Here is a 20,670-nt window from a genome sequence, read left to right as displayed (position 1 = left end):
CCGGCGGGGCCTTTTCTGGGTGAAGTACGCTTGTCTCTAGCGCGCGCAACCAGCAGGCGACTCGCCGTAGGCGGTCGCGGTGGTGGTCATTGCGGCTGATCGAAGCTTATTCATGCGCTGTATATGGCGGCAAATCGCTCAGGCGTCAACGCCAGCCGCCTGGCGCGCCCCAAGCAGCGTTAGCTACTGAACGTGCCGTTGCGATCGCTGAACAGATCGAGCCGGCCCGGTGCGCGGACTTCGGGCTTCTGTCCCGATACCGATGGCGTCGCTGAGGCGACCGACGTGAGTGAAGAACCCCTGCCCCACAATTCCTGGACCGCAGGTGAAATCGGCTGGTTGCGTTCGCCGGCCTGGAACAGCGAGCGAAAGATCGGCTCGGGCTGCGCGGAGGCAGTCTGCGATGTCGCGGCGACCGGCGTCACGCTGCGGGTATCCGGGAAGCTCGACAGATAGGCCGCGTTATCGATCGCAGGTGCAGCCTGTGTCGCGGACGTCGCTTGCGTGGCGCTCGCGACGGTCACGCGGCGCGGCAGGTCACCGCCGACGGCCGCCATCGCGGTGCGGGTGGCCGGCGAACTGGCGGCGCTGGCGTAGCGCGAGTTCAGCACGGAATAGACCTCGGAGACGCTGCGGCCGCGGCCCGAACGATCGTAGAAGATCGAGCGGTTGGCCTCGGCGGCGGCCGGAAACATCTGCGCCGCGGAAGCCTGCGGATTGTCCTCGGCGCTCGAGATCAGTTTTCCCGCGCCGCCGACGCCCATGAAATGCGCCATATAGAGTTCGGCGTCGCTCGGGCGGCGGCCGATCTTGCCGGTGAGCTTGAAACTGTTCGACTGGGTCAGCACCCCCGCCATCGACGACGCGGCTTGCGGATCGTCGCGCAGCTTCATGATCTCCGCACGCGCGGTCGGGTCGCTGACCGAATAGCTGCCGGACGGATTCCTGGTGATGGCGTCGGCATATTTGCCGTAGCCGAGCTGGCTGCCGGCTTCCTTGACGGTGCCGAGCCAGGTCTGGTCGATGAATTGAAACAGCCCGCGCGCCGACGAGGTGGTCGCCGCCGCCTTCGGGTTGAAGTTGGATTCCATCTTGGCGGTGGTGAGCAGATATTCGAAGCTGGCGCCGGTGGCCGAGGCAGCCTGCTTGATCGAGCCCGCGATCTTCGTGCGCGTTGGATCGACACCTGCCGTGGCGTTCAATGTGTCGACCGACATGTTTCCTGGTGCCCCGCTCCCCGCGAAACGACCGCGCGGCCTGTGCGAAAATCGCAATCAGCGCCCAATACTGCGCCACACTGGGACAAGTATGGTTAATGGGAGGTTAAGGGGGTCGTACCCCTTGGCGCAGGCCCGGAATCCCGGCGAATTCGCCGATGTTATCCGCTAAATGACACCGCCTTGTCGAAGCGCCGCAATTGCAGCCGGGTCATAGCCGAGTTCGGCCAGAACAAGATCGGTATGCTCGCCAAGCATCGGCGGACGTGACACGATTTCACCCGGCGTTTCCGACAGCCGGACAGCAGCTCGTACGACCGGTGCGGGTACCGGCAGGCCGGGATAATCGACATCCTGCATGAAGCCGGCGGCGCGAATATGCGGATGATCCAGCGCCTGTTGCGGGCTGAGCACCGGTCCGGCCGGAATCATCGCTCCGCCCAGCGTGTCGACGGCTTCCTGCGTGGTGCGCTCGGCGCACCAGCGCGCCATCCGTTCGCTGATGACAGGGCCGTTGTCGCCGCGCTTGATGTCGTCGGCAAAGCGCGGATCGCTTAGCCACTGGTCCTCTTCGCCCATCAGCCTTGCCCAGCGAATGAACAGCGGATGACCCGTGACCTGGCACAGCACCCAGCCGTCCCGGGTGCGGTAAATGTCGGCCGGCGCAGCGGTCTGGCCGAGATTGCCGGTCGGAACGCGATTGGCCTTGATCACTGCCTGCTCGATCAAGGTTGCGTTGGTGAAAGACAACGCGGTTGCAAGCAACGCGCCCTCGACGATCTGCCCGCGCCCGGATTTTCCGCGTTCAATCAGAGCAGCAAGCGTCCCGAACGCACAGTGCAGCGCGGTTCCGAAATCAACCCAATTCACCGCGGCCCGGTAAGGCGGATCGCCGGCGCCGGTCATGTACACCGAACCCGACATCACCTGCCCGACACCGTCGAAGCCGACGCGGTCGGACCAAGGCCCCGGCCCACCGAATGCCGTTGCCGTCGTGAGGATGATGTCGGGCTTGATCGCCTTCAATGAATCATAATCGAGCTTCATGGCGCGCAGAGTCTGCGGCGGCAGGTTGGCGACGACCACGTCCGCAGTTGCAACCAGCCGACGCATCACCTCCTGTCCCTCCGGCTTCATCGGATTGAGCGTGATGCCCTTCTTGTTTCGGTTGATCTGCAGAAACAGTGCGCCTTCGCCACCTTCGCCGACCGGTGCCACAAAGCGATCTTCGCTGCCGTCGCGTTTTTCCACGCGAATGACCTCGGCGCCAAACTCGGCCAGCAATGTCGCGCAATACGGCCCCGCGATATAGCGCCCGAAATCCAGGACGCGCACGCCCTCCAGAACTCCTCCCATCGAACTTTCCCTTTATGTTTCCGCCAGATTACAGGGAATGATTTCCGCGGCAAGGCGGCAACCGCTAGCATGCCTCGGCCAGCAAGAGTGATCGTCCAGAGTTCGGCGTCCTGCCAAGCGGACACAGTCCACCGTGCGGAATATCAGCCTGACCTCAACGGGCTTCGCCTGAATGACATTGCCGCTATACTCGTCCACCAAACCACGGGGGGTCCCGTGCTACTTCTCACCCCCGCTTAGTCTTCGCAGTCGAACGATAGACAAGAAAACAACAGGCAGGAAAATGAAAAAGCTGACACGGCGAATGTTCGTGACTGGTTCGGCGACGATGTTCTGCGCCCCGTCCGTGAAGACCGAGGCGCAATCCTCGTGGCCCACCCGCCAGATTCGCATTCTCGTGCCGTATCCGGCGGGCGGCCAGACGGACGGCATCGCGCGCGCTTTCGGCGACTATTTGGCGCGGCAAGTGGGAAAGACGGTCATCGTCGAAAACAAGGCCGGCGCAGGCGGCGTCATCGGCGTGGCGGAAGCGAAACGCGCAGAACCTGACGGTACCACCATCCTGTGCACGATTTCTTCGTCACTGATCCAAAACCGTCTTACGGTGAAAGACCTTCCCTACGATCCTGAAAGAGACTTCATTTATCTTACGATGGTCAGCGGCGCCGGGGGTCCGGTGGTGGCGGCGAAGAAGACGGGAGCAAAAAGTCTTCGAGAGTTCATCGAGTACGCAAAAAAGGTCGGCAGCCTGAACTGGGGATCGTACGGCGTGGGTTCGACGCCGCACGTCCTCATAGCGACAATGGCGAAGCAATACGGCATTCAATTTCAGGTCGTCCAATACCGCGGCGAGGCGCCGATGTGGAATGACATCGCGGGGCAGACGCTGGATGGCGCCGCAGGAAGCTATGCCGCAGCAGCACCCGTCATACAGGCGGGAACCGGCAACCTGATCGGCGTGGTAGGCAGCCGCCTGCCACCCTATCCGGACACGCCCACAATGACTGAACAGGGCGCCGTCGGCGACTTCTACGACCTGCGCGCATTCACCACCTTCGCTGTACCAACCGGAACGCCGCAGGATATCGTCCAGCGGATCTCGGAGCTATTGATCCAGGCCGGATCCGACTCCAAGGTCCAGCAGATGCTGAACAACTTTATTCTGAGTTCGCCTGCCAATCTCGAAACGACGGCTCGTATTTTCAAGCGCGACAGTGATGTGATGCTCGGTATCCTGCGCGATCTTGGCGTCAAGCCATCGGAGTAATTATCGAGCGTCCGGCGAGAGCGCTTAGTCTTCAATCCCACCCGCGATCACCACGTTGTCCGGCCCTCTGGCATTGAGCCTTAATGGAAGGAGCGCCTGGTATGCCGGTGACAACGGACGGCGAGCAGTCTAGCCAAATCAATCCGAGAAGTTACGATGCCTCGTTCGGTCCTCAGAGGTGATCCAATGCCAACAATCAACAACAGGGCAGTTGCAGAGGTCAAGGCCGTGCTGGACGGGTGGGAAGCTGCCTGGAACGCTTCGGACATGAACGCTATGTGGCAGCTCGCGACGGATGACATTCATTGGGTCAACGTCGTCGGGATGCATTGGCGCGGAAAAGCAGAAGTACAAAAAGCGCATCAGGTATTTTTCGATCTGCTGTTCAAGAATAGATCGTGCAAACTCGAAGAAATTGAAAGCATTGAAACATTGCCCGGCGGGGCTTTCGTTGCGGTCGTACGCTGGTCGATGGGCGGCTATCGACGGCCAAATGGGGAAATGAGACCGCCCGGCAAGGATCGCATGTCGCTAGTGCTGGTCCCCCGGGGCGAAGGTTTGGCCATCGCGCATGGCGCTAACGTGCCCATCGACGAGGCGGCGGAGGCGCACAATCCGATCAAGCGTTAGCCGCAGCACGCGGCCCAATGCGTGAACTTCATGCTCACGATCGTGATTATGGATTCCTGGCTCTCGCTGCTGAATAACGGGTCACTTACGATACACCGCGTTCGGATCGAACAGTCGGTCCGCATCGACAAACGACAACTGTGTGCCGCCATCTCCCGCCGCCACCGCGCGGTAGAAGCACGACTGGCGGCCGGTGTGACATGCCGCGCCGTGCTGCTCGACGCGAATCCAGATTGCGTCCTGATCGCAATCCATCCGCATCTCGACCACGCGCTGGGTGTGTCCGGAGCTCTCGCCCTTGCGCCACAGGCGCCCGCGCGAGCGGCTGAAGTACCAGGCCTCGCCGCTGGCGATGGTCTTGCGCAGCGCCTCGTCGTTCATGTGCGCGACCATCAGCACGTCGCCGGTCGCAGCATCGGTCGCCACGCAGGTCAGAAGACCCGACGCGTCGAATTTGGGCTGGAACGCCAGCCCTTCCTCGCGGTCGTTGATATCTGCAGATGTGGACACGGCGGGCCTCGCGAATTCCATAGCGTTTTCGAGCGAAGTGGATACCGGTTCGCGTGAAGAAAACGCGTCAAAACAAAATGGAAAGCGAGGTTACCGGGCCGGTCCTCGCACCATGGACAGGAAACGCGCCTGCTCCGCCGGATTGTCGCGGAACATGCCGGTATAGCGGCTGGTGAAGGTCATCGCACCGTGCTTGGCGACGCCGCGCACCGACATGCAGGTATGCTCCGCCTCGATCACGACGGCAACACCGCGGGGCTTGAGCACCTCGTCGATCGCGGCTGCGATCTGCGCGGTGAGATGCTCCTGCGTCTGCAGGCGGCGCGCGAAGATGTCGGTCAGGCGCGCGAGCTTCGACAACCCCACGACCCGTTCGACCGGCGTATAGGCGATATGCGCCCTGCCATAGAACGGCATCATGTGATGCTCGCATTGCGAGGTGAATTCGATGTCGCGGATCAGGACGAAATCGTCATAGCCCGCGGTTTCACCAAACGTGCGGTCGAGCACTTCGGCCGGGCACTGGTGATAGCCCTGGTAGAGTTCATCGAAGGCCTCGACGACCCGGCGCGGGGTATCGAGCAAGCCCTCACGGCCGGGGTTCTCGCCGATATAGCTCAGCAGCGTATGCACGGCCGCTTCGGCCTCGGCGCGCGACGGGCGCGGCTGATCGGCACGGACGGCGGCGGCCAGGAATTCGGCGGGATCGAGTTCGGCGGGGCGGGTGTCCGGCGCCACGTCAGGCGATTTGACATCAGTCTTGCTGGGGCGAAGGGATTTGATCAATGCGTCCATGTCTTCTCCGTTCGACCGGTCTTCAGACCGGAGTGTCACCGGGCAGACGGGGCGGCTTCGCCGCCGGACGCCTGAGTCCCCTTGAACCTAGCACCACCGGGGTAGAATTGGCTTCCAATCAGGCCGCCGTGGCAACATGGCCGGACTGTATTTCCGCCATGACCGTCCATATATAGGACGGTGAAACCCTGCCGCCAAGGGCGGTTCCGCCCACGGGCCCGAGACCTCGCTCCATGCTGAACGACATTTACAACAAGCGCATCATCGAGTTGGCCGGCAATATCCCCCGTCTGGGCCGCCTCCCCGACCCCGACGCCAGCGCCACCGCCCATTCCAAACTGTGCGGTTCCACCGTCAAGATCGACCTCAAGATGGACGGGCCGGTGGTTTCCGACTTCGCCCATGACGTGAAGGCCTGCGCCCTCGGACAGGCCTCCTCCTCGATCATGGCGAGCCATGTCATCGGCTCGACCGCGAGCGAGCTGCGCGAGTTGCGCGAGACCGTCCGCAAGATGCTGAAGGAAAACGGCCAGCCGCCGCAGGGCAAATGGGCCGACATCGCGCTGCTGGAGCCGGTGCGCGACTACAAGGCCCGCCACGCCTCGACCATGCTGACCTTCGATGCGGTGGTCGATGCCATCGGCCAGATCGAGGCCAGAGCGAAGCAGCCGGCGTAGGTGCAGGGGTAAGCCCCTCCGCCGTCCCAAAACACCACGGTCATGCTCCGCGAAAGCGGGGCATCCAGTACGCCGGGAATTCTCGATCAACTACGACGCCGCGGCGTACTGGATCATCCGCTTTCGCGGATGATGACACCGTTGGCGTGGTTTACTTCTGCGGCTGAGCCGGCGCCGGCGCGGCGGTGCCACCGGTGGGAACCGCGGCTTCGGCGGTCTTGGTCGACTTCGCCGGATGCACGGGCGCCTGCTCTTCGACCGCGGAGCTGACGAAGCGATCCTGCGTCGGCTTGGATTTCAGTTCGGCAACCGGCGTCGATGAATCACGCGGCAGCACGTCGGTTAGGGCGTCCGTCGTGATCAGATTGGTCAGGCGCAATTCGGCCGCCGACAATTTGTGCAGATCTTCCCACGGCGGCACGCTCAGCGCGAGCGACAACAGATCGCCGGTTCCGCCCATGTCGAAGGTGAACTTTGCGAGCCGGCCGATGTCGCGCTCCACGATCATCAGGTCCTGCGCGGTATAGCTTGCCGCCTTGGCGTCGTCGGCGCGATCGCCCATCCAGATCTGATGCACGCGGACATGGGAGGCCGGCGACACATAACGCGTCTTGCCGGACAGCAGCAGGAACACGCACATCGACTCGCAATAGGCTTCCGGAACAACATGAGCGCGTTCGCCCTGCGCCGTCTGCGTGCGCACGGTGGTTCCGACCGTCGTGAGCGCGCCGAGGGCACGGAACCTGCGGCCGAGCGCAATGGAATCGTTGACCGAGCCGCCGCTGGAATCGAGCACGATGGTAGCGCCGCCAAGCTGGCGATCGCGCGCGAACTCTTCGAATGCTTTGGGACTGTCCGCGGTGACGATGCCGACGGCGGAGACCCAGCCCTTGCAGTCCGGCTGGCATGCGACCCACTTGAAGTGCATCGGCAGTTTGCGTTCTTCGAGGCTAACGCCGGCGTGCGCCGAGTTGACCGGCGTCGCGATCTCGCCAGGCAATGCGATACAAAGGGCGGTGGCGCCAAGCAGCGCCAAACCGCGAATTTTAGCCGACGTCACAAACCTCAATTTGGTTCCTTCCCCCAAGCCCTAACGGCGAGCAACGGCAATGGCCCCACTTCAACGCCGCATGATTCTGTCATACCAGCGTTATCAAAAAGGTAACCGTGCGCCTTGCGAGCGTCCATAGTACCTTTGCTGCATCGCCCATAAACCATCGGATAATTTCCAACTGTGGCGTAAATATCTGCGTATGTTCAGTTCCTTACCTTGGAACCCCGCAAGAGTACGGAGATCATTCGGGCAAGCCATATGGAACAGTCATTCATGCCGTCATCACAGTGCACAAAATCACATTGCACAAAATCACACCGCATAGATTGTGCCACGATGGTCCGGCGCCTGCCCCGCAACGCGGGGCGCGGGCTGATTTGGGTTTACCGGCACACGCTGTCACCGCTGGTCGGCTACAACTGCCGGCATTTGCCGACCTGCTCGGTCTATGGCGACGAGGCCATCGAACGCTTCGGTCTTTGGGGTGGCGGATGGATGACGCTGGCGCGGATATTACGCTGTCAGCCGTGGGGCACGTCCGGCATCGACAACGTCCCGCTCGCAAAACCACCGGGTGCGCGATGGTATCTGCCGTGGCGCTACGGCCGATGGCGCGGCGTCAACGCGCCGTAGTCGATGCGCGCTGGCGAACACGGCGCATTGAAATTAAGCCGAACGCGCTAGCGCCAGAAGAAGAAGCCGCCTCTCGGCTGCGGTTCGATCGGCGCCGGCGGACGCGGCTTTCTGGGACGCGGTGGCGGCGGCGGTGGCGGCTCGGCCGATGACGTCTCCTGGCTGCCGGAACCGTCGTCGGGCAACCTGACCGACAACAGTAAATTCGATTCATGCGTGCGCCAGCGATAGCCGATTCCGAAATCCATCGGCTGCGCGCGCCTGAACAGCTCGGCATAGGATTGCTGATAGCGTCCCGGGAACTCGTCGATCGGGCCGGCATAACGGCCGAACGGAAAGAAGCGCCATTTCTTCGGGCTGTAGTAGTGAAGCGGAACGCCGGAATCGTCCTGGATGATGGTGGCGCTGTTGGCGAGGATGTAATCACGCACCGTGGTGAAATTGCCGGAGTGCAGCAAATAGGACGCGCTCTTGATCAGGCTGTTGCCGGGCGCCAGCGTCGAACAGAATTTCAGGAAGCCCGTGACCTTGACGCCGGAATTGGAAAGATCGGTCGAGAAATAATACAGCGTCTTTTCCGCGCCGTCGCTGCCGGCGAAGACGATGCGCGTGCCGCGCACCGCGTTCGGCCCGGGGTTCTCGTTGCCGAAATACGCCGCGCCCTTGTCGTCCAGCGCCACCGGCGTGACGCTGCGGATAGTCTTGCCCGAGCGCGCCAGGAACACATAGAGGACTGGCAAGGTGCCGTTGATCTGGCCGGCACTCAGGTCGGTCTTCATCTGCTTGGTGATGAAGAAGCTGAAGCTCAGGATCGAACTCAGCGAACGCTCCACGCTGTAGAGCGCGGCGCCAACGCCGCCGCGCGGCAATCTCGTCAGATCCGGCACCGAGCCCGGCGGCTCCAGCGCGCTCAGCACATAGGTCGTCGCCTTCGAGTAGAACGCGTTGGCATAGAGGAAGTCCGGCCCCGAGAACATGTAGAACATGGTCGGCCGCGGTGCCGCCAGATTGCTGTCCGCCCAGGCGCGGATCTTCGACAATTGCCGCTGCTCGAGCTGCGCGAACGCATTGTCGAAGAATTTGGCGTGGCGCTGCCAGGCCGGCTCCCTGGTCAGCGGCATCAGCGGCGAGTCGGCCGAGGGCATCATGCCGGCGAGAAACCTGGCGGTATCGTCGGCGGTCGCCGGATCGGCGGCGCGCGCGGGCAGCATCACCACGAACAACATCACAGCCACCAGCGCTACGATTCTCAACGAGGCAATTCTCACCGCGGCAATTTTCAACGAGGCAATTTTCAACGAGGCACGCATCTTCATTCGCTGCCCGCAGACGCGGCCACCGGGCCTTGGTCGGCCCGCTTGCGGAAAACGGCGTAAATCAGAAGTCCTGAAAGCATGATCAAAACACCAAGGAACACCCGCAGCGGTTGTTCGGTCAAAAGATAGTACATCATGAAGCCGGTCACGAGCAGGAAAACCACCGGGGTAACCGGGTATCCCCAGGCGCGGTAGGGCCGCGGCAGGTCGGGGTCCGTGATGCGCAGCTTGATCACGCCGAGCACGGTGAAGAACGAACAGAACAACAATGCGAACTGGATGAATTCGAGCACCGCTTCAAAACTGCGCGTGAACAGCATCAGGCTCGCCACCGTCAGCTGGAACAGAATGGCGTAGGGCGGCGCGCCGCCGCTCGACCGGCGCGCGAACGGGCGCAGCACCGGAATGTCCTCGCCCATGGTCATCATCACCCGCGGTCCGATCCACATCATCGCGCTGATCGAGGAGATCAGACCGAAGCAGATCATCGCGCCGACGATGCGGCCGCCGAACTCGCCGAAGATGTAACTGCCGGAGACGCGGGCAACGTCGAGCTGGCCCGCCAGCTTGTCGATCGGCGCCGAGTGCAGGAACACCGCGTTCAGCGCCACATAAAGCACCAGCACGATCAGCGTCCCCGCCAGCATCGCGCGCGGCACGTTGCGCTCCGGATCGTGCACCTCGCCGATGATGTAGGTCGCCGCATTCCAGCCCGAGAACGAATACATCACGAACACCAGGCTGATCGCGAACGGCGCGCTGACGATGTGGGAGAAGTCGGACGCGGACGGCGCGAACGACAACGGCTGCGGCGTCGCCATCAGAAATCCGGCGACCAGGAAGGCCACGATCAGCAGCACCTTGAGGATGGTCGCGATCAACTGGAAGGTGCTGGAGTGCCTGACGCCGGTGAGCTGCACCAGCGACACCAGCCAGACCACGCCGATGGCGAGCGCCAGCGGTGGTGCGTCCGGAAAGACCGATTTGCCGTATTCGCCGAACGCCATCGCGGCGAGTGCGACGGGTGCCGCAAAACCAACGGTCGCCGACACCCAGCCCGCCACAAAACCGAAGGCCGGGTGAAAGGCGCGGCCGAGAAAGTTGTACTCGCCGCTCGAACGCGGAAACATCGCCCCGAGCTCGCTATAGGCAAACACCCCGCACAGCGCGACGATACCGCCGACGGTCCACAGCAACAGGATCGAGAAGCCGGAAGGGATGTCCTTGACCTGAAAGCCCAGGCTGGTGAAGACGCCAACGCCGACCATGTCGGCAACGACGATGGAGATCGCTACCACGACCGAAATGGTCGAGCCGCCGCCGGGACGCGGGCCGGACCATGCCGCGCTGCCCGTTTCTGATGCCGCCATTTCGACCGTACCTTCAGCGCCGCACGCCTGAACCCTCATGGTGCAGGCTGGAGCCGCCCAATTCAAGCAGCGTTAACAATGATTTAAACCAGGTAACAATTTGGGTATCTAGATACCCATGGAAGTCTCTTTGGCCTTTGCAGTGCACCCCGACATTGCGAAAACAAGATGGCGGGGCCCACAATCAGGACACGATTGGATGGTCTCCTCCGGACTTCCGGATGTGGGGAGTTTGCTCCGGAAGCTTAACGTCGCCTAAACACGATCGAGGTACGCCAGTTAACGGTGGATCTTGGGTGGTTCTCAGGTGGTTCTTGGGGCACTGGGTGGATGGTCGGAGCAGATCCGAAATTCCAGATACGTCAGCGCGCGGACCGGGTGATTTCCCCGGTCGCGCAGCGTCGTGCCCAGCCCCGGCATGCCCATCCTCGTCGTTGGCACTGGATCGCGGTCGCTTCGCTTTTTGTACCGCTGTCCTTTGTTCTTGTTCAATGCGGCAAGGCGCCCCCCGCCGGCATGCTGGCCGCGAACGCCCACGCTACCGCCGGCGACAGTTTTGAAGACCGCTTCCCGCAGCCGCAATTCGCCGACCGTTTCCCGACGCCAAGCGAGAGCCTGGTGCAGCAGGTTGCGCTGGCCCCAACCCCGTCTCAACGCAAGGTGCGGGCCGAGCCGGTCAGGGTCGCCTCGCTCAATCCCACGCTGACACTTCCGCGCCAGAGTGAGCGCGAAGAACTGACCACGCTGGTCAGCATGAAATCCTCCGCCTTCCCCTATTTCGGCACCAATCCGCGCTCCGAGGCGCCGTTCCTCAACATCACCAAGGGCGACCGCAAAGGCCATCGCAGCTATGGCGGCCGGGTCTATTGGCAGGATGAGACCTACAATGACAGCCGCGTGCTGGTGCACGTCCCCGAGACCTTCGACGTCCGCAAGCCCGGCGTGATCGTGGTGTTCTTCCACGGCAACGGCGCAACGCTGGAACGCGATGTCCGCGACCGCCAATTGGTGCCGCAGCAGATTTCGGATTCAGGTGTGAACGCCGTGCTGCTGGCGCCGCAGCTGGCGGTGAACGCCGCCGATTCCAGCGCCGGCAAGTTCTGGCAGCCCGGTGGCTTCAAGCGCTTCATGGACGAGTCGGCAAGCCACCTCGCCCGCCTCACCGGCGACCCGAAATCGGCGCAGGCGTTCGCCAACATGCCGATCGTCATCGTCGGCTATAGCGGCGGTTTCCTGCCGACCGCCTGGAGCCTCGACGTCGGCGGCGCGACCAACCGCGTCCGCGGCGTGTTCCTGCTCGACGCCGTCTACGGCGAACTCGACAAGTTCGCCAGCTGGATCGCGAACAACCGTTCCGGCTTCTTCGTCAGCTCCTACACCCGCTACACCAAGCGCCGTGACCAGGAACTGATCGAGATGCTGCGCGACAAGGGTATCACCGTCACCGAGAACATGGACGGGCCGCTGCGCCCCGGCAGCGTCGTGTTCGTGCAGACGCGCAATGGCATCACGCATCGCGATTACGTCACGCAGGCCTGGACCGAGCATCCGGTCAAGGACGTGCTGGTCAAGATGGCGGCTTCGCCACAGCTGACCCGGATCGCCAGCGCGCCGTCGCCCGCGAACCGGTAATCGGTCGCTTCAGCGATCGAAGGCTGCTTCCAGCTCCTTCCCATCGTACCGCTGAATTCCACTGATCGAATTGTGATGTTGATGGCCCAACGATTTAGGGCGCGCAGCATTGCCCGACGCAGGCCCGCACCATAGGGTGCATCAATTAGTTTATACAACTTTTGGGGATGGATTTTGCAGGACGGCTTATACAAGGTTGAATTTCATACGGTTCATGGAACCGGCACCGGGGTGATTTACGCCTTCGGCGGCAAGCTTCGGGGCGGCAATTCGGCTTTCGCGTTCATCGGCAATTACACCGACAAGGGCGACGGCATTCAGGCCAAGGTCACCACAGAGCGTCACAACCCCGATCCGGCTTTCAAGCCGCTGTTCGGGACCGACATGGTCACGCTGACGCTGAAGGGGGCCGACAACGGCAGCATGGTCGACTTCGAAGGCACCGCGCTGCAATTGCCCGGCGTCACATTCAAGGCTGTGCTGACGCGGATGGCGGATTGAAGCGTTATCGGTTCACGAAGAAAAAGTCCTCGCGTCCGGGCAGCGAACCATACGTGTAAGGCTCCTGGCGTCCGGCGGTCGCCTCCATCACGTCATCGCGGACGAGACGGAACAGCTTGTTGATCTCGACGCCTGGCGTCGCGATCCGCTGCACAACCGCGACCGCGAACGGCGAATAATCCCCCTCGCCGTCCAGCGCGGTCTCGCCATGCTTGGCGGCGTAAACCACCAGCGATGCGCCCTGCACCTTGACCTCGCCAAGCCCGCGACCGACTGAGCGCGTCTTCGCGCCGCGCGTGTCGCCTTCGTTCGAAGCCGGCGCCCGCGCGGCGGCAACCGGCACCTGAGTTGACGTGGAGGCATTCGCAAACGGATTGTCCCGGCAGGCATCGAGCATCACGAGCTTGAGCTTCTTCGCGCCATCAATCGCCGCCATCACCTGATCCAGCGGCATCGCCTCGAACAGGGCGTCGCGGCCGGATGCCAGTTTGGCATCGACCGGTATCAGGTAATTGACGCCATTCACCTCGATTCCGTGGCCGGCATAATAGACCATCGCCCAGTCGGACTTGTCCGCGGCCGCCGCAAACGTGCGCAACGCCTCGGTCATTTTCTCGCGCGTCACGTCGATCGCGACCGTGACGCTGTCGAAGCCGATCGCGCGCAATGTGCCCGCGATTTTTTCGGCGTCACGGCGCGGATTCTCGAGCGCCGCAACCGATTTGTAGGCGGAATTGCCAATGATCAATGCGGCCCGGCGGCCCTGTTTTGCCGCAGTCGCCTTGACTGCTGCGGGTGCCACGACGGGTATCGCAACGGCCGGAGTCGGCACCGAATTCGTCGAGGCCGCCCTGGCGGGGGCCGGAAGGATGGTCGGCTGCGGCACACCAGAGGAAAGCGCCGCAAGACGCGCCTCGGCCGTTTCACGCGCGGATTTAGACAGGTCGCCCCGGCCGGAATTCTCGCTGATCGACAGCGCGTTGCGGAACTCGGATTTTGCGCGCTCGAGATCGCCGGTGCGTTCGAACGTCAGTCCGCGGCCGGTGAGCGCCGGCGCGAAGTCCGGTTCGATCCGGACAGCCTGGTTGAAGTCGGAAAGCGCCCGGTCGTATTCGCCCATGTAACGCAGCGTCTCGCCGCGCAGCGTCAGGCCAAGGGCGATGCCGGGACCGCCGGCGTAAAGCTCGATGGCGCGGTCCTGGTCCTGCAACGCACGCTCGAGGTTTCCGGTGCGACGCCAGGCGTCGCCGCGGTTGGCATAGTATTTGGCGTTCTTGGGCGCGAGCTTGATCGCAACGCCGAAATCGGCGGCCGCCTTTTCATACTCCCCCATCGTCTTCAGGATCAGCGCCCGGTTGTTGTAGGCCGAGGCGCGATAGGGATCGTTGTTGATCAGGGCGATCGATCTGTTGATGTCGGCAAGCGCCGCCGCGTGATCACCCTTGTCGCTGAACATGTTGGCCCGCTGGTTATAGACCGCGGGATCGCGGGGCAGGATCGCAGCGGCTTCGTTCAGCACCTCGATGCCGCGATCGAAATCGCCTTTGCAGTGCTGCCAGTAGTACGAGATCCACAAATGCAGATCGTAATAAGCGGAGCTCTTTTTGGAGGGCGAGACGTCCTTGGCGCGCATCAGGTCGGCAAACCCGGCATCGCATTTCTTCTGGTTGAGGAGGCTCTGCGCGCGGTACGACAGCGCCAGCGCCAGCTTCGCCGGGGACCGGCTGGTATCGATCAGGATCGTGCAGGCCGCGACGCGGTCATCCAGTTCGCTGGTGCTTTTCAGCGGACCGACCTTGCAGCCGCTTGGCTGCTCGCGGGCGATCGCCTTGTCCGGCGATGCCAGCTCCACGGCCGTGAACTGAAGCGCCACTAAAGCGGCATAGGCCGCGGTATTGCCTACCCTCACGATGCCCCCTCGGATTCCCCACGCGCGAGAGAAGCACGCGAACCTGGTCTTGTCACGACGGCGGTGTGTGGAACTTTGGCGTTGGGCCCGCTTGCATCGCACGCGTCAGCGCGACCACGGCCGCTCCGACAAAGCGCGCGGCGCGCAGCGTTGGATTGCATTCAACTGCACGTAGGAGACGCCGGCGCCGCGCGCTGAGGGCCGTTACTGCGCAACGCCTTCGCGTGAACCAATCGCCTTCACGGTGGTTTTTGGCGGCGGACAGATCGCCACCAAGAGACCTCACAGGAGCGGGATACGTATCATCGCAGGGATCGGCCGCCGATTTTCTTGATATTGCCCGATTGCAGGAGCCGAATCCCCTGCTATACCGCCTGTTCCCGCTTACCTGCGCTCGTTCGCAGGAGTGAGCTCAAGGAGACGCCAATGCCTGACAGCAATGCACCCGCACCGGGATTCCAATTTGGCCTTGCGAACTTGAAACCGGCCGAACCCGTGCAAAAAATCACCCTCACCTTCCCCGATGGCGCCAGGCGCGAATTTCCCCAGGACATTACCGGGCTCGAGATCGCCAAGGGCATCTCGCCGTCGCTGGCCAAGCGCACGGTGGCGATGGCGCTCGATGGCGTGGTCGCCGACCTCAACGATCCGATCTCGGGCGACGCCAGGATCGAGTTCGTCAACCGCGACGACCCGCGCGCGCTGGAACTAATCCGGCATGACGCCGCCCACGTGCTCGCCGAAGCGGTGCAGTCGCTGTGGCCGGGCACGCAGGTCACCATCGGTCCGGTGATCGAGAACGGGTTCTATTACGACTTCTTCCGCAACGAGCCGTTCACGCCGGAAGATTTCGCCGCGATCGAAAAGAAGATGCGCGAGATCGTCGCGCGCGACAAACCCTTCACCAAGGAAGTCTGGTCGCGCGAGAAGACAAAACAGGTGTTTCGCGACAAGGGCGAAGCCTTCAAGGTCGAACTGGTCGACGCCATTCCCGGCGACGAGCCGATCAAGATCTATTACCAGGGCGACTGGTTCGATCTCTGCCGCGGGCCGCATATGACCTCGACCGGCAAGGTCGGCAACGCGTTCAAGCTGATGAAGGTCGCGGGCGCCTATTGGCGCGGCGACAGCAACAACCCGATGCTGACGCGCATCTACGGCACGGCGTTTGCGAAGCAGGAAGACCTCGACCTCTATCTGAAGCAGATCGAGGAGGCCGAGAAGCGCGACCACCGCAAGCTCGGCCGCGAGCTCGACCTGTTTCACTTCCAGGAGGAAGGCCCCGGCGTGGTGTTCTGGCACCCGAAGGGCTGGACGGTGTTCCAGGCGCTGATCGCCTATATGCGCCGCCGCCTGACCGGCGATTACAGCGAGGTCAACGCGCCGCAGATCCTCGACAAGGTGCTGTGGGAGACTTCAGGCCATTGGGACTGGTACCGCGAGAACATGTTCGCGGCGCAATCCGCCGGCGACGAGGCCGAGGACAAGCGCTGGTTTGCGCTCAAACCGATGAACTGCCCCGGCCATGTGCAGATCTTCAAGCATGGCCTGAAGAGCTATCGCGACCTGCCGCTGCGGCTCGCCGAATTCGGCGTGGTGCACCGCTATGAGCCGTCGGGCGCGATGCACGGCCTGATGCGCGTGCGCGGCTTCACCCAGGACGACGCGCATGTGTTCTGCACCGAAGCGCAACTCGCCGACGAATGTCTCAAGATCAACGATCTGATCCTGTCGACCTATGCGGATTTCGGCTTCGAGGGTGAGCTGACGATCAAACTCTCGACCAAGCCGGAGAAGCGCGTCGGCACCGACGAGATGTGGGATCACGCCGAGCGCGTGATGGCCACCGTGCTGTCGGAAATTCAGGCCAGCGGCAGCAACCGCATCAAGACCGCGATCAATCCCGGTGAAGGCGCGTTCTACGGACCGAAGTTCGAATATGTGCTGCGCGACGCCATCGGCCGCGACTGGCAATGCGGCACCACGCAGGTCGACTTCAACCTGCCGGAACGATTCGGTGCGTTCTACATCGATGCCGACGGCTCCAAGAAGGTGCCGGTCATGGTGCATCGCGCGATCTGCGGCTCGATGGAGCGCTTCATCGGAATCCTGATCGAGCATTTCGCCGGTAACTTCCCGCTCTGGCTGGCACCGGTGCAGGCCGTCGTCACCACCATCACCTCCGAAGGCGACGAATACGCCAAGGTGGTCGCCGCCGCGGCGCGGCGCGCGGGCCTGCGCGTCGAGATCGATCTGCGCAACGAGAAGATCAACTACAAGGTCCGCGAACACTCGCTGGCGAAAATCCCGGCCCTTCTCGTCGTCGGCAAGAAGGAAGCCGAGACCCATTCGGTCTCGGTCCGCCGGCTCGGCAGCGAAGGCCAAAAGGTGATGCCGACCGACGAGGCGCTGGCGGCCCTGGTCGAGGAAGCCACCCCGCCGGACGTCAAGCGGGCCAGGCTCGAGACCTGATGGCTGACGAGCAGGAGCTTCCCGCTTTTCCGATCCGGGCTTACCAGCTGATCCCGGATCCCAACCGGCCGACGGTGGTGGCGCTGGCGATCGAAACCGAACAGGGCCACAGCCTGTTTCTGGCAACGCGGGAAATTCTGGAAGACCTCGGGAAAGATCTCTTGGAGCGGGCGGCGAAGATGCCGGTGAAGCCGGCACCGTCGATTTAGGCAGCCTTGTTCTGCCCGATCTTGATCAGGGATTCGGCGGGAATGCCAAGTCCCTCGTGCAGCCGTCTGATCATGTTGAGCGTGAGTTCACGCCGACGATTTAGCACTTCGTGCACGCGATTCCGGCTGCCGATAAAAGGAATGAGATCGCGCGGCTGCAAACCGCTCTGTTCCATATGGTACCTGATCGCCTCCACAGGGTCCGGCAGATCGAGCCGGTAATGTTTGCGCTCCCACGCTTCCACCAACGTGACCAGCACATCTAGCCGATCGCCCTCGGGCGAATTGCGCCGGGCAGTCATCAATCCCTCGATCTCCTTGAGCACGCGGCGATAGTCACGATGGGATTTAATGGGCGCGATATCCATAACCGGAATCCTTAAATGCTTTGCGCATCGATCGAGTCGTACTGTCGATGCGTGCCGACAAACCTGATATAAACGACGCGATAGGGATAGTTGATCCAGACCACGATACGATATTTGTTACCGGCGACGTTGAAGACAGCGCGACCATCCTTGAGAATGCTGGCGCTGCGGATGTCCCGCTTGACGTCCGCCGGCTTCGCCCAATCCGCCTGCCTCACCTGGCGAAACCACGCCATGACCGGCTCGCGGGCGTCGGCAACATCCGCGCCTCGCCCGAGAAAATTCTTGATCGTGCTGAGCGCTATCACTCTCACCGCCTGAATCTTACCATAGTCCCACCTTGGGACCAAGACCTTTATCGCGAGCCGCCGACACCAGTCATCCTCACCATTCTGATCACAATCGGTCTAAAAAGGCCTTCACCAGCCTCGTCGGCTTCCTATCTACGTGATATCCGATCGCCAACCTTCCAGCGAAAGCCCTTAAATTGCCCGATGCCCTTGAACTCCTGAAACTCCGCCGCTCCATCAAACCGCGCGAGATGAGTGGCCCCGGCCCCTCGGCGGCCGAACTCGAGACCATCCTGACTATCGGTTCGCGGGTTCCCGATCACGGCAAGCTGACGCCGTGGCGCTTCATCGTGTTCGAAGGCGACGCGCGCGCCCGCGCCGGCGACGTCATCGCAGCAGTATTTGCGCGGAAGAATCCGGGCGCTCCGGCAGCCGATGTCGAAATGGAAAAGCGCCGGCTGATGGATGCGCCGCTGGTGATCGCCGTGGTGAGTTTTGTCAAACCGCACCCCAAGGTGCCGGCGTGGGAGCAGGAACTATCTGCCGGCGCCAGCGCCATGAACATTGTCACCGCGGCCACCGCGCTCGGCTACGGCGCCAACTGGCTTACCGGCTGGTTCGCGTTCGACCGCGACGTGCTCGAAGGCCTCGGCGTGAAGGCGGACGAGAAGCTCGCCGGCTTCATCCATATCGGCACGCCGTCAAAACCCGCCGAGGACCGCCCTCGCCCGGCACTGTCGGATATCGTGACGCGGTTCTGATCGTTACGCCGCCTTTGAGGTACGCGGGCCGAATCCGGACAATAGCGCCGACGGCGTCGCTGCTCCATTCCTGAGGCAGGCGGGAGCGCAACTGGCGATCTCATCACCGATAAAAGCCACTGACCGGGCGCCTGGCGGGCTCATATGCGCCTGAGCCGCGACTTCTCAAGCGGTTGAGGAACGATCCGTGCTGCGGGCGGTTTAACGCACACTGCAACATTTGTCGGGTGGCCGACGTTTCGTGCAGGCACCCATGGTGTGAGCATGACCCCGATGAACCGATTAAGTCGGCTTCCGACGTCCGTCAGGCGAAACCGGAACGTTGCAGCGGGCCATTCCTATGCGGTCGCCGCAGTAGTCGCAGCAGGAGCGCTGGCAGCGACCGCACTTCTGAACCGTCATCTGGCGAAAAAGGCAGAGCACGACAATCCGCCAGCCGGCCGGTTCCTTGATGTGGACGGTGTCCGTCTGCACTACGTGGAAAGAGGCTCGGGCGAGCCGCTGGTGCTTCTGCATGGCAACGGCAGCATGATCCAGGATTTCGAATCCAGTGGGCTGGTCGACCTAGCCGCCAAGAACTACAGGGTCATTATCATCGACCGTCCCGGGTTCGGCCATAGCAGCCGACCGCGCAATGTCGTGTGGACGCCCGATGCCCAGGCTCAATTGATCCAGCGCGCGCTCAAGCGGCTCGGCGTTTCACAGGCGATCGTACTCGGGCACTCCTGGGGCGCATCGGTGGCGGTCGCCCTGGCTCTCAAGTTTCCCGACATGGTGCGCGGCTTGGTTCTCGCCTCGGGCTACTACTATCCTACCCTGCGTCCCGACGTCGTGGCCCTGTCCGCCCCGGCTGTGCCCGTTGTGGGCGATATCATGGGCCACACGCTGTCGCCCATGATCAGCAGACTGATGTGGCCGCTCATGATGGCGAAGATCTTCGGACCCAAGTCGGCGCCTGCCAAGTTCGAGCAGTTCCCGAAGGAGATGGCGCTTCGTCCTTCGCAGATCCGCGCTTCGGCCGCCGAGTCGGCGCTCATGATTCCCGATGCCTTCCATTTCGAGGACAAGTATGCGGAGCTTAAGATGCCTGTCGTCATCATCGCCGGCGAAAACGACCGGCTGATCGACATCGACAAGCAATCGGCCCGATTGCATTCCGACGTTTCGCAGAGCGCGTTTCACCGCGTTCCTCAAACCGGGCACATGATTCACCAGACAGCGACGGGCGAGGTGATGGCTGCGATCAACGAAGTTGCCGGCAACGGCCCCTAGGCCACAATCAACAGGAAGTATTTTCGTGATTTCAGGTCCGTGGGGCGGATTGGAGCCGAAGGCGTAATCTGCCGCCCGGGGGTACATCGCAAACGTGGCCTGTGCTCTATCCGATGCCCCATGTCGAATTATCGTCGCGCTTGCGCTGTCGGCGAGCGGAGAATGCGAGAACAATGATGACCCGCAGCGATCGAGCCAAAATGGCGGATTGCGCCTTCGGCTCAATCCGCCCCACGAGTTGTCGGATATCGTGACTCGGTTCCAGGATTAAATCGGAACGGGCCCAATTTTCTGATTCAATTTTCAAACAGCCAGGCAGATACGGCTTCGCGATCTCGCGGCGCTGATCGCCCGAGGTTTGCAGGTAATTTTCGCACCTCTCAAAAGAGAGGGCGCAGGGAATGCCGGATGACACGATGGCGACGTACTTG

The 20,670-nt window shown here is 62.5% G+C and carries 20 protein-coding genes; 10 read left to right on the top strand and 10 right to left on the bottom strand.

Translation table 11 applies throughout. The annotated features are described in order from the left end of the window. Positions 1-179: 179 nt before the first annotated feature. Together JQ600_RS15495 and JQ600_RS15490 are read right to left on the bottom strand one after the other, a co-directional pair. The gene (locus tag JQ600_RS15495; RefSeq protein ID WP_212385507.1) at positions 180-1,217 is read right to left on the bottom strand and encodes a transglycosylase SLT domain-containing protein; all 1,038 of its coding nucleotides are present in this window, start codon (positions 1,215-1,217) and stop codon (positions 180-182) included. Between the two features lie 168 nt (positions 1,218-1,385). Then, positions 1,386-2,573 carry a CaiB/BaiF CoA-transferase family protein gene (locus tag JQ600_RS15490; protein WP_212385509.1) on the bottom strand — a complete coding sequence of 396 codons (1,188 nt, stop codon included), beginning with the start codon at positions 2,571-2,573 and terminating at the stop codon, positions 1,386-1,388. A 283-nt stretch (positions 2,574-2,856) separates the two neighbouring features. On the opposite strand from JQ600_RS15490, the gene JQ600_RS15485 reads away from it, so the two are divergent. Then, complete coding sequence (locus tag JQ600_RS15485; RefSeq protein WP_212385511.1) at positions 2,857-3,840, top strand: tripartite tricarboxylate transporter substrate binding protein; 984 nt, start codon at positions 2,857-2,859, stop codon at positions 3,838-3,840. 186 nt (positions 3,841-4,026) lie between these two features. After that, a complete protein-coding gene (locus tag JQ600_RS15480) occupies positions 4,027-4,470 on the top strand; it encodes an SgcJ/EcaC family oxidoreductase (RefSeq protein ID WP_212385513.1) in 444 nt (147 codons plus the stop codon). Between the two features lie 81 nt (positions 4,471-4,551). Here the strand turns inward: JQ600_RS15480 and hisI are convergent, their stop codons facing one another. Next, the gene (gene hisI / locus JQ600_RS15475) at positions 4,552-5,001 is read right to left on the bottom strand and encodes a phosphoribosyl-AMP cyclohydrolase (protein ID WP_212385515.1); all 450 of its coding nucleotides are present in this window, start codon (positions 4,999-5,001) and stop codon (positions 4,552-4,554) included. A gap of 69 nt (positions 5,002-5,070) precedes the next feature. Next, entirely contained in the window at positions 5,071-5,775 is a 705-nt protein-coding gene (gene folE / locus JQ600_RS15470; RefSeq protein ID WP_212385517.1) for a GTP cyclohydrolase I FolE, read from the bottom strand. A gap of 233 nt (positions 5,776-6,008) precedes the next feature. Here folE and JQ600_RS15465 point away from each other — a divergent pair, with 233 nt between their 5' ends. Continuing rightward, positions 6,009-6,452: an iron-sulfur cluster assembly scaffold protein gene (locus JQ600_RS15465; protein ID WP_192734002.1), complete on the top strand. Its 444-nt coding sequence runs from the start codon at positions 6,009-6,011 to the stop codon at positions 6,450-6,452. Between the two features lie 151 nt (positions 6,453-6,603). Here the strand turns inward: JQ600_RS15465 and JQ600_RS15460 are convergent, their stop codons facing one another. Further along, positions 6,604-7,521 (bottom strand): hypothetical protein, encoded by a 918-nt coding sequence (locus JQ600_RS15460; RefSeq protein WP_212385519.1) that lies wholly within the window; start codon positions 7,519-7,521, stop codon positions 6,604-6,606. 321 nt (positions 7,522-7,842) lie between these two features. On the opposite strand from JQ600_RS15460, the gene yidD reads away from it, so the two are divergent. Then, positions 7,843-8,139 carry a membrane protein insertion efficiency factor YidD gene (gene yidD, locus JQ600_RS15455; RefSeq protein WP_212385526.1) on the top strand — a complete coding sequence of 99 codons (297 nt, stop codon included), beginning with the start codon at positions 7,843-7,845 and terminating at the stop codon, positions 8,137-8,139. 47 nt (positions 8,140-8,186) lie between these two features. Here the strand turns inward: yidD and JQ600_RS15450 are convergent, their stop codons facing one another. Together JQ600_RS15450 and JQ600_RS15445 are read right to left on the bottom strand one after the other, a co-directional pair. Next, positions 8,187-9,365: a hypothetical protein gene (locus JQ600_RS15450; protein WP_212385985.1), complete on the bottom strand. Its 1,179-nt coding sequence runs from the start codon at positions 9,363-9,365 to the stop codon at positions 8,187-8,189. Between the two features lie 86 nt (positions 9,366-9,451). After that, positions 9,452-10,825 (bottom strand): APC family permease, encoded by a 1,374-nt coding sequence (locus JQ600_RS15445; RefSeq protein WP_212385535.1) that lies wholly within the window; start codon positions 10,823-10,825, stop codon positions 9,452-9,454. A gap of 516 nt (positions 10,826-11,341) precedes the next feature. Between JQ600_RS15445 and JQ600_RS15440 the strand changes: the two genes are divergently transcribed. Together JQ600_RS15440 and JQ600_RS15435 are read left to right on the top strand one after the other, a co-directional pair. Then, positions 11,342-12,457, top strand: a complete 1,116-nt coding sequence (locus JQ600_RS15440; protein WP_409363247.1) for an alpha/beta hydrolase — start codon at positions 11,342-11,344, stop codon at positions 12,455-12,457. Between the two features lie 174 nt (positions 12,458-12,631). Further along, positions 12,632-12,958 (top strand): GrlR family regulatory protein, encoded by a 327-nt coding sequence (locus JQ600_RS15435; RefSeq protein ID WP_212265359.1) that lies wholly within the window; start codon positions 12,632-12,634, stop codon positions 12,956-12,958. Between the two features lie 4 nt (positions 12,959-12,962). On the opposite strand, the gene JQ600_RS15430 is transcribed toward JQ600_RS15435, so the two are convergent. Then, positions 12,963-14,867 (bottom strand): caspase family protein, encoded by a 1,905-nt coding sequence (locus JQ600_RS15430; RefSeq protein ID WP_212385539.1) that lies wholly within the window; start codon positions 14,865-14,867, stop codon positions 12,963-12,965. 426 nt (positions 14,868-15,293) lie between these two features. On the opposite strand from JQ600_RS15430, the gene thrS reads away from it, so the two are divergent. After that, a complete protein-coding gene (gene thrS / locus JQ600_RS15425; protein ID WP_212265361.1) occupies positions 15,294-17,339 on the top strand; it encodes a threonine--tRNA ligase in 2,046 nt (681 codons plus the stop codon). After that, a complete protein-coding gene (locus JQ600_RS15420) occupies positions 17,339-17,548 on the top strand; it encodes a hypothetical protein (RefSeq protein ID WP_212265362.1) in 210 nt (69 codons plus the stop codon). Before thrS ends, JQ600_RS15420 begins: the two co-directional genes overlap by 1 nt. Here JQ600_RS15420 and JQ600_RS15415 read toward each other — a convergent pair. Both JQ600_RS15415 and JQ600_RS15410 read right to left on the bottom strand, forming a co-directional pair. Continuing rightward, entirely contained in the window at positions 17,545-17,916 is a 372-nt protein-coding gene (locus JQ600_RS15415; RefSeq protein ID WP_212265363.1) for a type II toxin-antitoxin system HigA family antitoxin, read from the bottom strand. The genes JQ600_RS15420 and JQ600_RS15415 overlap by 4 nt on opposite strands. A gap of 11 nt (positions 17,917-17,927) precedes the next feature. After that, positions 17,928-18,230, bottom strand: a complete 303-nt coding sequence (locus JQ600_RS15410; RefSeq protein ID WP_349628845.1) for a type II toxin-antitoxin system HigB family toxin — start codon at positions 18,228-18,230, stop codon at positions 17,928-17,930. Positions 18,231-18,403: 173 nt separating this feature from the next. On the opposite strand from JQ600_RS15410, the gene JQ600_RS15405 reads away from it, so the two are divergent. Both JQ600_RS15405 and JQ600_RS15400 read left to right on the top strand, forming a co-directional pair. Next, entirely contained in the window at positions 18,404-18,967 is a 564-nt protein-coding gene (locus JQ600_RS15405; RefSeq protein ID WP_212265364.1) for a nitroreductase, read from the top strand. A 273-nt stretch (positions 18,968-19,240) separates the two neighbouring features. After that, on the top strand, positions 19,241-20,239 hold the full coding sequence (locus JQ600_RS15400; protein WP_212385986.1) for an alpha/beta fold hydrolase: 999 nt from the start codon (positions 19,241-19,243) through the stop codon (positions 20,237-20,239). Positions 20,240-20,670 lie beyond the last annotated feature (431 nt).

Origin of the sequence: Bradyrhizobium sp. AUGA SZCCT0176 (assembly GCF_018130145.1) — a bacterium.
In the GTDB taxonomy this organism is placed as follows: Bacteria; Pseudomonadota; Alphaproteobacteria; order Rhizobiales; family Xanthobacteraceae; genus Bradyrhizobium.
The sequence above is the reverse complement of the archived record's forward strand: the minus strand, read 5'-3'. Positions and strand labels throughout refer to the sequence as shown.

What these genes read in the sequence shown, in the direction of transcription:
- hisI (WP_212385515.1), bottom strand. Translation starts at nt 5,001, where the DNA reads ATGGAATTCGCGAGGCCCGCCGTGTCCACATCTGCAGATATCAACGAC.
- JQ600_RS15450 (WP_212385985.1), bottom strand. Translation starts at nt 9,365, where the DNA reads ATGTTGTTCGTGGTGATGCTGCCCGCGCGCGCCGCCGATCCGGCGACC.
- JQ600_RS15445 (WP_212385535.1), bottom strand. Translation starts at nt 10,825, where the DNA reads ATGGCGGCATCAGAAACGGGCAGCGCGGCATGGTCCGGCCCGCGTCCC.
- JQ600_RS15490 (WP_212385509.1), bottom strand. Translation starts at nt 2,573, where the DNA reads ATGGGAGGAGTTCTGGAGGGCGTGCGCGTCCTGGATTTCGGGCGCTAT.
- JQ600_RS15465 (WP_192734002.1), top strand. Translation starts at nt 6,009, where the DNA reads ATGCTGAACGACATTTACAACAAGCGCATCATCGAGTTGGCCGGCAAT.
- JQ600_RS15485 (WP_212385511.1), top strand. Translation starts at nt 2,857, where the DNA reads ATGAAAAAGCTGACACGGCGAATGTTCGTGACTGGTTCGGCGACGATG.
- JQ600_RS15415 (WP_212265363.1), bottom strand. Translation starts at nt 17,916, where the DNA reads ATGGATATCGCGCCCATTAAATCCCATCGTGACTATCGCCGCGTGCTC.
- thrS (WP_212265361.1), top strand. Translation starts at nt 15,294, where the DNA reads ATGCCTGACAGCAATGCACCCGCACCGGGATTCCAATTTGGCCTTGCG.
- JQ600_RS15480 (WP_212385513.1), top strand. Translation starts at nt 4,027, where the DNA reads ATGCCAACAATCAACAACAGGGCAGTTGCAGAGGTCAAGGCCGTGCTG.
- JQ600_RS15495 (WP_212385507.1), bottom strand. Translation starts at nt 1,217, where the DNA reads ATGTCGGTCGACACATTGAACGCCACGGCAGGTGTCGATCCAACGCGC.
- JQ600_RS15400 (WP_212385986.1), top strand. Translation starts at nt 19,241, where the DNA reads ATGAACCGATTAAGTCGGCTTCCGACGTCCGTCAGGCGAAACCGGAAC.
- JQ600_RS15420 (WP_212265362.1), top strand. Translation starts at nt 17,339, where the DNA reads ATGGCTGACGAGCAGGAGCTTCCCGCTTTTCCGATCCGGGCTTACCAG.
- yidD (WP_212385526.1), top strand. Translation starts at nt 7,843, where the DNA reads ATGGTCCGGCGCCTGCCCCGCAACGCGGGGCGCGGGCTGATTTGGGTT.
- JQ600_RS15440 (WP_409363247.1), top strand. Translation starts at nt 11,342, where the DNA reads ATGCTGGCCGCGAACGCCCACGCTACCGCCGGCGACAGTTTTGAAGAC.
- folE (WP_212385517.1), bottom strand. Translation starts at nt 5,775, where the DNA reads ATGGACGCATTGATCAAATCCCTTCGCCCCAGCAAGACTGATGTCAAA.